Genomic DNA, 12,334 nt, shown 5'->3' with positions numbered 1-12,334 from the left:
AACCGGGAACGCATTGCAGGCGTTCCCGGTGATATCATCCTTGTTGATAGCAAGGAACGTGTTTAATTAAAAACAAAACAAAGCTATGAAAAAAAACTACAAGACAAAAAAGTTTTGTAGACTTTCGATCAAATGTAGTATGTTGTTATGCAGTATTTTGATACTGGGAATAGCATCTACATTTACGGGTTCGGTAGTCTACGGGCAAAAAGCGGTTCAGCGATTTCCTTTGAAACTCGAAAGCGTAAGCGTCTTGGATGCACTTCGGGAAATAAACCGTTTGAGTGGTAACTCGGTCATTTTCAAGAAAGAGGAAGTCGAAAAGGAGACCAAACGAGTCACCGTGGATTTGAAAGACGTAATCACGCTGGAAGCTGTCAGGGCTTGTCTGGCGGGAACTAAGTTATCATGCACGGAGAGTGACGGCAAAGTGGTAGTTATCCCGGAAAAGGAGCAGAAAGCGAAGATTGTGTCGGGAATTATATCCGATGCCTTGGGACAGCCTTTGCCGGGAGCTACGGTTGTCGTGAAGGGAACGGCGTCTAGAATCGGTACTAGTGCGAACGTGAACGGGGAGTACCAGATTGTGGTCCCCGCGGGCACGAGTGTCCTAGTCTATTCTTTTATTGGTTACAAATCGAAAGAAGTCGATATCAAAGAACAGACGAAAATCAACGTGACGCTGGAGGAGGATGTGAAGAACGTAGACGAAGTCGTGGTGGTAGCCTACGGGACGCAGAATAAGCGGGACGTACTCGGGGCGATGTCCACGGTGAATGCTGATGACATCAAGGATATTCCCTCTCCGTCACTTGCTAATCTTTTGCAAGGACGGGTTGCCGGGATGAGTGTTATCAACATGACGGGAGCTCCCGGGGGCGGAGGTACTTCCATTTCCATTCGTGGGTTCAATAGTTTGTCGGTAGAGGCAGCACAACGATTCAGCAACCCGCTGTGGGTAATTGACGGGGTTCCTATGTATAGTTTTACCTCTCCGGTCAGCGGTTTGAATACTTTGGCGGAAATTGATCCCAAGGACATCGAGTCCGTGCAAGTGTTGAAAGATGCGGCGTCTGCATCAATTTACGGGTCGCGTGCGGCAAATGGGGTGATTTTGGTGACGACTAAAAAAGGACGTTTCAATCAAAAGGCGAAGGTGAGCGTAAATGTGTCACAGACTTGGATATTTAACCCCTCTTTGCCGGATCTTATGGGAGGAAACCGGGAGCGTTATCACCGCATGGAAGCCTTGAGAAATTACCAGGAAGCCGGTTTTAGTGATGAGCAAAACCGTTACGTGTACGTGGGATCATATAAAGAGGCTTATTTGCGGGACATCATGTATGATTATTTTTGGGGTAAGGGAAATGGTGCGGGAGTTCCCCTGTATCAAGATAGCTTGAATAAATTTTACAACAATTCCACGAACCTTTTTGATTATTATTTCCGTACGGCACGGGTGACGGATGCGAGCCTGCAATTGACCGGGGGGGCGGAACGTGTGACTTATAACTTCGGTTTGGGCTACTATTCGGAAACGGGAGTGTTGAAAGGTACAGGATTCAATCGTATGAAGTTGATTTCGAATATCACCGTGAAACCGATGGATAAGATGGATGCTAATTTGCGTTTTTACTTGGCGTATACGGATCGTAGCCGTTCTTCCGAGGAGATGAACACGTATTCGTTTAACACGGGAACCGACTTGGAGCAAATACCTAAAGAGTTGTTGGTGACTTCAACGCTTTATCCGGGTGAGGGTACACCTGCTTTTGACGAGGCTACCAAGCGTTTCCGGGGCACCAAGGAGAAAAACGATTCCTATCGTGCAAGAGCTAGTTTCGACGCCAGTTATGAGTTTATCAAAGGTTTGTCTTTTAAAACGTCTGTTGCGTTGGATTATTCTCAGCAAAACGTGAATATCTTTTTGCCTTCAAACTTGAACGATTACAACGAATCGTATTCTAGCGGGCAGATTGAACGTTATATGATGCTGTTGAATGAAAATATGTTCACTTACAAGCGTTCTTTTGCTGAAAATCATAACGTGGATTTTCTGGTGGGATTGTCCTTGCAATCGGATGAAACGAATAAAGTCGGGGGGTATGGTTACAAGGCTCCCAGTGATTTGATTCATTATGTGCCTTGGTACGGGGGAGCATACGATGTGACAAGCGATCGTCAGTTGAAGGAATTCTTGTCAAAACGGGAAAAAAGCACGATGGTTGGTGTATTCGGTCGTTTGAATTATAATTATATGCAGAAATATTTGCTTTCCTTCAGTTTGAGGCGTGACGGAAGTTCCAAGTTTGGTGAGGATGTGCGTTGGGCAACTTTCCCTGCTTATGCTGTCGGTTATGCTTTTTCCGAAGAACCGTTTATGGATTGGGCTGAAAATGTGTTGGATTATGCGAAAATCCGGCTTAGTTACGGGAAATCGGGAAAACAATTTTCCCAGCCTTATATCGCTTTAGGATTGTTGGAACCCGCGGCATCGTTCCTTGGTAATCCGACCGTCAACCCGGAGTGGAATGAAGGATTGTTCAATCCCACGTTGACGTGGGAGGAAACAGATCAGTATGATTTCGGATTGGATCTCGATTTATTTAATTATAGGTTGAACGTGGTGCTGGATTATTACTATCGTTATACCGATAAATTGTTGTACAATGTGACTTTGCCGGGGAACTATTCGGGATATATTAAACAGTGGCAGAACGCTTATGCGATTTCCAACGAGGGGATCGAGTTGCAAATCAAGTGGGATATTTTACGTCGGGACAACCTGAAATGGGACATGACTTTCAATATAGCTCGTAACTGGAATCGCTTGGAAAAGAGTCTTAACGGGGTGGATTTCCAGACGTACGGGGATGCCGGTTATTTTGACAGTAACGTGAGTGTTATTGGCAAGCCGCTAAATGGTCTTTACGTGTATAAAGATAAAGGGTATTATAATAGCGATGAGGAGGTGCCTTATATTTACGAGGACGGGCGTAAGATTTATTTACGCGGTGATAGTTATCGTCAATATTATCGCGCGGGTGATAGGATTTTGATGGATATGGATGGTAATGGTTCGGTGGCAACTTCATGGCCTTTGCTGGAAGATAGGGTATATGCGGGTTCGCCTCTGCCGAAAGCTAGTGGCGGTATTATTTCGACGTTAAACTGGAAGGGTTTTGACGTGAATATGTTGTTTTCTTACGTGCTTGGTCGTCATATCTTGAATGCCGGGAAAGGTGCTTCCGTGGGAACGAGTTTGGGATTGACATTGGATGATTTGACCAAGCCTGTTTTTGCTGATCTGGATAAAGTTACTTTCTGGCAGAAACCGGGAGACAAGGCTGATTTCCCCATGAATCGCTTGGAATCCGGGTTGGGTAACTTCACGACGATACTCAGTTCTAACGTGGAGAATGTGAGTTACTTGAAATTGAAAACTTTGACAATCGGGTACACTTTGCCCCAAAAATGGACAAGATGTGCCGGAATGGAAAGTGCGCGGGTATTTATTTCCGGGGAGAATTTGTTTACGATTACCAATTACACGGGACCTGACCCAGAATCTGTTGACGTGGTTACCGGTGTGGATAATTTTGGCAATTACCCGCTTAGTACGCGTGTCACGTTAGGTTTAACCCTTAATTTCTGATGTTTATGAAAAGGAATATATTACTGCTTGTACTTCTTGCGGCGATCGTTTTTGGCTGTGAGGATTTTTTGACCGAAGAGCCTGAAATTGCGGTAACTAACAATAATTTTTGGAAAAACGAGAAGGATGTCGAGAGTGCCGTGTACGGGTTGCATTCGGTGTTTCGCACGGTGTTTGGTGATGTGGTTGTGTTGTACAGGGATAGAGGATTGCCTTGCGATTATTTGAATGCGGTATGGAAATATCCTTCCGAAAATCAACCCAGCTACATGTGGAACGCCAGTAATCCGGCGATTTCATGGGCAAATGAATACAAAGTGATAGCTCAAGCGAATCTGGTGATAGATAATATTGACAGGGCAAATTTACCGAAAGAGAGACATAATTATTATCTTGGGCAGGCTTATTGTATTCGAGCTTATACTTATTTCTATATATTGAGAGCGTGGGGAGATGCTCCTCTCGTGAAAGAATCGGTGGACGTGGGTGAAAAAGCCCGCACCTCGTGGCAGGAATTGGCTGATTTTGCTATTAAGGATTTGAAATCGGCTGCGGAAATGTTACCGAAGGCTAGGGATTTGTATGATGCCAATAAAGTGAAAGTGACCAGTAAACAAGTGCCATCCAGAGGTACTGCTCACGCTATATTGGCACATTTGTACGCGTGGAAAGCGGCATTGAATAACGAGCCGGAATTGAACACGTTGAGTATAGCCGAGGCGGATTCTGTGATTAAGCATGGTGGTTATGTTTTGGCAAAGAACCCGAAGGAGGTTTGTGACGTGGTGATGTTGGGAAATAGTGACGAGGGGATTTTCGAGGTAGATTATCAAAATACGCCGGGTGATTTGAAAACTTCGGGATCTTTCATCGCCGGGGCTTGTCAGAAATGGCCGATACAGCCTTTGACGACTCCTGCTACACGGCGTTCAATCATGCGTATCAATAACACTACGGTTATGGAAATGTACAAGGACAAGTCGGACGAACGGCGGGATGAATATTTTTACAAGTTGGACTCTATGGCAGGTGTGGCAACATCGGTGACTCAAGGAGCCGCTTATATCAGCAAGTGGCGGGGCGTGGTGCTTAATGTGGGGGGATCTAGTGATGGAACCTTGAAGTCGTACGAGGATAACGAGATTTTAATTCGTTTGGCGGATATCATCCTGCTTCGTGCCGAGGTGAAAGCCAAGACAGGTGATACTCCTGGGGCTATTGCCGATTTGAACACGATTCGTGACCGGGCGGGAGCTCCCTTGTATTCCAGTGCCGAGGGTGATTTGCAGGAGGCAATTGCCAAGGAACGGGATAAGGAGTTATTTCTGGAAACGGGTATTCGTTATTACGACATCATCCGGAACGGTACTTTCCGGGAAAAACTAAGGGGTAAATACAAGACTCTGACCGAGCAGGACGTGGCGGAGGGTGCTTGCTATCTGCCCGTGGGGAACGGTGCCTTCACGAACAATACCCTGATGCGGCAAACAATATACTGGAAACGGAATGGATATGCTTATTAAAAATGCAAGATTATGAAACTACGATATTTAATGATTCTATTTATATTCAGCTTTGGTGCGTGTGATAATGATTATTTCCACGATACCGGACTGGCAAACGGGCGGCACGACTGCACCGTGTGGGAATACCTGCATAAAGATTCCTATAACTGGGATTCGACCATTTTGGTTATCGAGCGTGCGGGACTGGTGGATTTGTTTGACGGGAAAGACCCGGCGTATCCGGAGATCACGTTTTTCGGTCCGACGAACTTCTCTATCATGCAATTTATGTATAAAACTGTGGATAGCAATGACGAGATGCTGTACAACCGGATAGAGGACATCCCTGCGGATATGTGCCGGAAAATGATTCTGTGTCACGTCCTTCCCAAGAAAATGATGAAGGAGGAATTCGATTATGAAGTGAAGGGAACCCTCGAGGGTGGAACCTATATCAATGCTATATCTGGCACGAAGTTACGTGTATTTCGGGCGAAATCCTCTTACATGGGTATTGCAGACATCGGGGCGGAATCCTTGGGGTTACATGCGTTGGAGACCGGTTTCCTCGTGGGAATCGCTTCTGCCGACATTGAAATGAACAACGGGGTCGTACACTCCTTGAGTTACACGTATCAATTTTCAGAACTTTAATAATTTCCAGGATGAAAAATATATGTAGAATAATAATATTATTGGCTTTCGTGAGCGTGTCGGCAATCTGTTGTCAGGATATCACGGTCGGTTATCTGATGACAACCAATGCTGCTTATACGCCGGATTCGTTGGTAGTGAAAGCCGTGTTAGACCCGGAAGACGATGCGCACCAGATCAAATTCGAGATCCCTTGGCAATCGACTTCTATCGAGGGAGTGCAGGGAACTTTCCCCATGGTCTATTCCATTAAGAGTATCACTTGTGATAACGGGCACCCGGAAGCGGCTTCGCAATTCACGGTGGCTCGCAAGGGCGTGATCGAGTTGCCGTGGAACCACACGGTGCCTCCTGGTCGTTATGTGATCTCGTTGGAAGTTTCTAACGAGGGATATACCCGTCTACTGGATTCCGTCTTCACTGTTATTGTGAAATAGAATATCGGAAGTGCTTTTTCAATAGGGAGCCAGAAAAGTCTAGAGAGCTTTTGGCTCCCTATTTGTATAATAGGGGCATTGTTTCTGCTCTTTCTGATGACGATTCGACGAGCATTCAGGGAGTATATGGGGAAGTCTTACTACATATTTGAATTTTAACTGAATATATCTGGTATGAAACATATATTAATTCATATTCAAATTGTAATAAAAACCTATATTTTTTCTTTTCTAATAGAGGATGAATAGGAGATGAATGGGAGTTGAATAGGAGTTGATAACAGGTAACTCTAACTAATATATGTCAGATATATCCGTTACGGGATAGACTTCTCTCGGAATAGGGTGAATGCTGGGTAGCATAACGAGATTAGGGATAATTTTCTCGGTAACGGGAAAAGAATTGTTGGAACAGTTGTTAATTTGCAATGGTTGTTTTGTGAACCTGCTTTTTTTCTTTAGTTTTGCCTGTGAGATATAGTGTTTGTCGTGAAAAATAAAAAGCAAATAGTAGGTTCGATTGATTTATTGAGTAGATTCAATGAGCGGGATATAGCGGCTTTCGGTGAGATTTACTCTTTGTTTTATGATGATCTGTTTTATTACGCTTTGAAGTTGTACGGGAACACGAACGTGGAGCCACAGGATGTCGTGCATGATACGTTCTTGAAGTTGTGGCAGTTTCCTAGGACTAGGTTTGAAAGTTTGGCGGGGTTGAAAGCTTATCTTTTCGTGGCACTGAGGAACGAGTTTAACCAGTGCGTGAGGCATAATTACTACGTGGAAGAATATAAAAAGCATGAATTGCAGACGAGGGCGTTTGAATTTGATGTTTTGGAAAGCGAGTTGAGGGGGAATTGCGAGTATATGTTGGGATTGTTGCCTCAAGAATGTGCCGAGGTGCTTCGCCTTTTCTTCGAGGGGTTGAACACGGAAGAAATCGCCTTGAAGCTCGGGAAGACCAAGCAGGTCGTTTATAAAAGGAAACATGAAGCTATTTCTATCTTGAAAAAGAAAATATCCAAGGAGGATATTTTTGTTCTGATGTTCTTTTTGGGTTGTCTTTAGGGATGTTTCCACCATTCGTTTGATTTTTTTGAAAAAAAACTTGAGAAAGTCGGATAAAATTTCGAGTTCATGCATCTTATTATTAAAATGGAGAAAATAAGATGGAAGAATTAGATAAAAGTCGTTACGAAAGGATTCATGAAATTGTAGAAGAGGTGCTGGAAGCGATGAAGGACAAACGGGATATGGCATCCTGTGAGAAGTTGCTTGATTTCTTGCAGGATGACGCCCCGGATCGTGAGTTCTTGGAAAGGATGGCTTCCGGGGAATTATTTATGCGGTACCATGAAAAGCGGGCGGCGAGAGATAAACGCCAGGATGTACAAAGGCTCGTGGAGAGTTTGAAAGACTGGAAAAGGAAAAAGGAAAATACCCGGAGGTGGCTCAAGCGAATTTCCACGGTGGCAGCCGCGGTTGTCGTTTTGGGCTTTTGTGTTTGGCAATTTATGGACGATGGGAGGGATCGTTCTGTCAAAATAGAACAACCCGGGCAGCACGGGAGGCCCGTGTTGGTTTTGAATAACGGTTTGAAACTGGAATTGCAGGAAGCGGGTAACGAGTTGCCCGGCGGGCGGCACGGGATAGAGAAAGTGACTCGTGAGCGGTTGGTCTATCGCGGGGCGGTCGGGGCGAATGAGGAAGTGGAATACAACACGCTGATCGTGCCGGCAGGGTATAGTTATAGCGTGGAGCTTGCCGACGGTTCGGTGGTGACGTTGAACGCCGGGAGCCGGTTGAAGTATCCCGTTGCCGGGATTAGCGGGAAGCGGGAAGTGGAACTGGACGGGGAGGCTTATTTCAAGGTCGCCAAGTCGGTCCATCCTTTTATCGTTAAAATGGGGGATGCGTTCGTGAAGGTTTACGGGACGGAGTTTAACGCGAGTAAAGATTTGGAGGGGGATATCGAGGTGGTGCTCGTGGAGGGGAGTGTCGGTTTCCACGCGGAAGCGGGCAAGGAGGTGATGATGGAGCCGAACCAGAAGTGCGATTACAATCCCGCGGGTGGAGAGGTACGCGTGAGTAACGTGGACGTGCGGGGGTATGTTGCCTGGATGAATAATGAGTTCAATTACGAGCGGGTGTCGCTGGATTATTTCTTGAAAAAGATCGCGGTTTGGTACGGCGTGCAGTTTAAATATGACAAGGCGAAATTGGAGCCGATCGAGTTTTACGTGTCGACAAAACGGGATGTGCCTTTGTCCGACCTGATTTTGCTGATAGAGAAAAGTACAAGCCTGAATTTTATTCGGGAATCAGATAAAGTGTTTATAATTAAATGATAGTAGCTATGGGATGAAAGGTGGTTCATGAAAAAATAAGAAGCATCCGGGGGATACTTCCTATAATCGTATCGCGTGTATAAAGATTGGCGTCGCTATACATAGATACATGTTAAAAACTAATCAACTAAATTATGGAAAAAAAATTACATCACAAAAGAAGTGTATTAAAAAAAGGAATCAGTTTAATGTTTTTACTGGTTTCGACATTTTTGATCGTTCCTGGGTTTGCCGCTGATCACGAGGGAATGCAGCAACAGGTAAGAGAAAAAAGGGTTACAATCAATAAAAAGGATGTTTCGGTCAAGGAAATTCTGGAAGAGATTAAACAACAGACCGGTTTTGATTTCGTGGTTAACGCTGGTTTTATCGCGGATTTGGGTAAAAGGACGTTGAACGTGAAAGAGGTCACGGTTGATGAAGCGTTGCTCGTGTTGCTCCGGGGCACGAAGTACGCTTACGAGATCGTGAATAACCGTATCACGTTTGTTTTGAAGTCGGGGGAAGATGCTGTCGGTAAGGTGAAGATGGTCAAGGTGAAAGGGCAGGTTTGGGACGAGTTTAAAAAGCCGTTACCGGGTGTCACTGTCACTTTGAAAGGAACTTCAACCGGTGTGGCGAGTGATGTGGAAGGGACGTTTGAAATAAATGTAAATCAAAAGGATACGGTTGTGCTGGTTTTTTCTTTCGTGGGTATGAAAACGAGGGAGATCGCCTGGAGGGGGGAGGAGATGTTGAACGTGGTGTTGGTTGAGGATGTGCAAGCCATGGACGAGGTGGTCGTGACAGGGTATCAGACTTTGAAGAAGTCTGATATGGCGGGGTCTTCCAGCGTGGTGTCGGCGAAGGATTTGATGTTCACGGCGACAAATTCGTTGGAGCAGGCTTTGCAGGGGAAGATCGCGGGAATGGTGATTCAGAACACGAACGGGTTGATAGGTACGCGCCAAAAGGTGAGAGTTCGGGGTACCTCCACGTTGTTAGGCAGCCAGGAACCCGTGTGGGTAGTAGATGGTATTATTCAAGAAGATCCGCTTCCTTTTAAAACAGAAGATTTTAAATTGTTCGGTCAGGATAACATGGATAATTTCGAGATGATGAGAAATTTCGTGGGGAGTGCCATTTCCTGGCTTAATCCCTCGGATATAAAAGATATTACCGTGTTGAAAGATGCTTCGGCGACAGCCATATACGGGGTGAAGGCCGCGAATGGCGTGATCGTGATTACCACGAAACGGGGAGAAGCCGGTAGGGTGAGCGTTACTTATTCCGGTAATTTTTCCATCGGTTCGAAACTGACCTATGATAAGATGGAATTGATGAATTCCAAAGAGCGGATAGATGTTTCCCGGGAGATTTATGAAAACGGGTATCCCGCTCTCGCTTCGAAGATTCCTTCCGTGGGCTTTTCGGGGATAATGAAAAGGTATTTAGAGGATAAAATTTCTTATGATGAGTTTAATGCCGGCGTGAAGAAATTGGAAACGATGAATACGGATTGGTTTGATATTCTTTATGAAAATCCGTTTAGCCATAGTCATAATATCAGCCTGTCCGGGGGTGGCGACAAGACCACGTATTACGCCAGTTTCGGAATCACGGGAAATAATGGAACGGCCAAGGGTAACGATTCCGAGTCTTATAACGGTAGGGTGAATGTTACCACGATTTTTAAAGAGAAATTCCATTTGTCGGGAAGTTTGTCCGGTAGTGTCACGAAAACGAACGCGTTTAACCAGATTGACCCGTATAAATACGCTTCCAGGACGAGCCGGGCGATCCCTTGCTATAATGAAGACGGTTCTTTAGCATTTTACAAAGAGAGAAACGGTTATGATTACAATATACTGCACGAGTTATCGCAATCGGGTAACAAAAATCGTTCAACGAATTTGAATTTTAGTTTGTTCGGAGGATGGGATATCCTGTCCGGGCTGAAGTACGAACTGACTTTTTCTTACGGAACTTCCTCTACGCACGGGGAAACCTGGGCGACCGAGTTGTCTAACGCTATGGCGGAGATCCGGGGATACGAGTTCGGGATGTATACCCCGGAAGACAGCCAGTATAAAAAATCGCGGTTACCTCAAGGTGGAGAGTTGTCTTTGATGGAATCGAGGATGGAAACATGGACTGTCCGGAATTCGCTTTCTTACGTGGGGCACGCGGATAAGCATTTGTATACCGTGTTGATCGGGCAGGAAGCCCGCAAGACAAGCAACGAGGGGTATAATGAAACGGTGTGGGGATATATTCCCAGCCGGGGTAAGTCTATCGTGACACCTCCCGTGGAGATAGAGGATGCTTATAGTACCAATAAGACAGCCAACCCGTTGTTTGATCAGATGAACCAGAAAATCACGGATAATACAGCGACTTACGTGTCTTATTATGGGACGTTGACTTATTCTTATGACGAACGTTATATCTTTAACGCGAGTATCCGTGGGGATGCCTCCAATAAGTTCGGGCAGGATAAAAGCGCTCGTTTCCAGCCGGTATGGTCTGTCGGTGTGCGTTGGAATTTAGGGCGAGAGCATTTTATGGAAGGGCAAAGGTTGCTTAACGAGATGAGTTTCCGGGCTTCTTATGGTTTTCAAGGAAATGTATGTGAGGCGTCCGGTCCGGATTTGATAGCCGGAATCCCCTCGGACGGTGGTGTTTGGGGACCGACGGGTGAATATTATTTGACTACTTCGCGGTTGCCCAATCCCCGGTTGAAATGGGAAAAGAACAGAAGTGTAAATTTGGGTGTCGATTTCACTTTATTGAATAATCATGTGTCGGGTACTTTCGAGTATTATTACAAGAGGGGGAAAGATATTGTCGTGCGGAGAGCCGTGCCTCATGCAAACGGGGTGACATCCATGTATATGAACGGTGGAACCATGGAAAACAAGGGTTGGGAGTTGACGATGAATTTCGTTCCTTTGCGTTTGGACGAGTTCGTGTGGAATTTGAGTTTGAATACTTCCAAGAATTATAACAAGATTACTTCCAAATTGGAGGAGAATACGACTTGGACGAATGCGGCCAGTGGCGGGTTGAGCCGGGACGGTTATCCGGTTTCTGCATTTTGGGCTTTTGCTTTTGACGGGCTTTCCCCGGTAGACGGTTCGCCTTTGTTTGATTTTTTTGACGCGGAGGAGAACCCGAAAGTGAAGACGGATGCCACGACTTACATGAAGTACATGGGGAAGCTTGACCCGGATTTCACGGCAGGGCTTAGTACTTCTTTCCGGTATAAATCGTTAGCGTTGTCTGCTTCTTTCAATTTGCAATTAGGCGGGAAGAAATTCCTGGCACCGGCATTTGATGCCGGAATACAGAATGATATTCCCAGTGATTATAATAATTTGCCTAAAGAGTTGGTTAAACGTTGGCGGAAACCGGGAGACGAAGTATACACGAATATTCCTTCACTCCCGTACGCGGATAAGGGACGGATAAAAGCTCCTGATGGTAAATTTTTATACCCGCATGAAATTTATAATTATTGTGACGAGCGGGTGGTGGATGCCTGGTTCCTGAAATGTAATAATATTTCTCTTTCCTATACCTTTCCTGAAAAGTGGATAAAAGGTTTTGTCCAGAGTATAGGGTTGTCATTCAGCGTGACGAACCCGTTCCAGTTTGTCAGTAACGATTTCAAGGGGCGTGATCCTGAGGTTGCCACGGGAAGTCAGCCGATGGCAAGGAATTATAATTTGAACGTGAGTGTTAGTTTTTAAAAAA

Annotated in this window: 7 protein-coding genes; all 7 read left to right on the top strand. The window is 45.3% G+C overall.

Annotated features, from left to right (window positions below; all coding sequences use genetic code 11):
• The first annotated feature begins 85 nt into the window (after positions 1 to 85).
• Entirely contained in the window at positions 86 to 3,655 is a 3,570-nt protein-coding gene (locus BN8899_RS07630; RefSeq protein WP_231932295.1) for a SusC/RagA family TonB-linked outer membrane protein, read from the top strand.
• Between the two features lie 5 nt (positions 3,656 to 3,660).
• Positions 3,661 to 5,178, top strand: coding sequence for a RagB/SusD family nutrient uptake outer membrane protein (locus tag BN8899_RS07625; RefSeq protein WP_231932294.1), 1,518 nt, complete (start codon positions 3,661 to 3,663; stop codon positions 5,176 to 5,178).
• Positions 5,179 to 5,190: 12 nt separating this feature from the next.
• Positions 5,191 to 5,814 carry a fasciclin domain-containing protein gene (locus BN8899_RS07620; RefSeq protein ID WP_026207600.1) on the top strand — a complete coding sequence of 208 codons (624 nt, stop codon included), beginning with the start codon at positions 5,191 to 5,193 and terminating at the stop codon, positions 5,812 to 5,814.
• An 11-nt stretch (positions 5,815 to 5,825) separates the two neighbouring features.
• Entirely contained in the window at positions 5,826 to 6,251 is a 426-nt protein-coding gene (locus tag BN8899_RS07615) for a hypothetical protein (RefSeq protein WP_051082722.1), read from the top strand.
• 489 nt (positions 6,252 to 6,740) lie between these two features.
• Positions 6,741 to 7,319, top strand: coding sequence for an RNA polymerase sigma factor (locus BN8899_RS07610; RefSeq protein ID WP_187376810.1), 579 nt, complete (start codon positions 6,741 to 6,743; stop codon positions 7,317 to 7,319).
• Positions 7,320 to 7,420: 101 nt separating this feature from the next.
• Complete coding sequence (locus BN8899_RS07605) at positions 7,421 to 8,599, top strand: FecR family protein (protein WP_065218962.1); 1,179 nt, start codon at positions 7,421 to 7,423, stop codon at positions 8,597 to 8,599.
• A 134-nt stretch (positions 8,600 to 8,733) separates the two neighbouring features.
• Positions 8,734 to 12,330 (top strand): SusC/RagA family TonB-linked outer membrane protein, encoded by a 3,597-nt coding sequence (locus tag BN8899_RS07600; protein WP_065218961.1) that lies wholly within the window; start codon positions 8,734 to 8,736, stop codon positions 12,328 to 12,330.
• Positions 12,331 to 12,334: the final 4 nt, after the last annotated feature.

The organism is Butyricimonas sp. Marseille-P2440 (genome assembly GCF_900091675.1).
GTDB lineage: Bacteria > Bacteroidota > Bacteroidia > Bacteroidales > Marinifilaceae > Butyricimonas > Butyricimonas synergistica.
This window is presented reverse-complemented; position numbering and strand designations above follow the sequence as displayed.

Bases quoted from the DNA above. Each gene is read 5' to 3' on its own strand.
- BN8899_RS07630 (WP_231932295.1), top strand. From the start codon at position 86: ATGAAAAAAAACTACAAGACAAAAAAGTTTTGTAGACTTTCGATCAAA.
- BN8899_RS07625 (WP_231932294.1), top strand. From the start codon at position 3,661: ATGAAAAGGAATATATTACTGCTTGTACTTCTTGCGGCGATCGTTTTT.
- BN8899_RS07620 (WP_026207600.1), top strand. From the start codon at position 5,191: ATGAAACTACGATATTTAATGATTCTATTTATATTCAGCTTTGGTGCG.
- BN8899_RS07615 (WP_051082722.1), top strand. From the start codon at position 5,826: ATGAAAAATATATGTAGAATAATAATATTATTGGCTTTCGTGAGCGTG.
- BN8899_RS07605 (WP_065218962.1), top strand. From the start codon at position 7,421: ATGGAAGAATTAGATAAAAGTCGTTACGAAAGGATTCATGAAATTGTA.
- BN8899_RS07600 (WP_065218961.1), top strand. From the start codon at position 8,734: ATGGAAAAAAAATTACATCACAAAAGAAGTGTATTAAAAAAAGGAATC.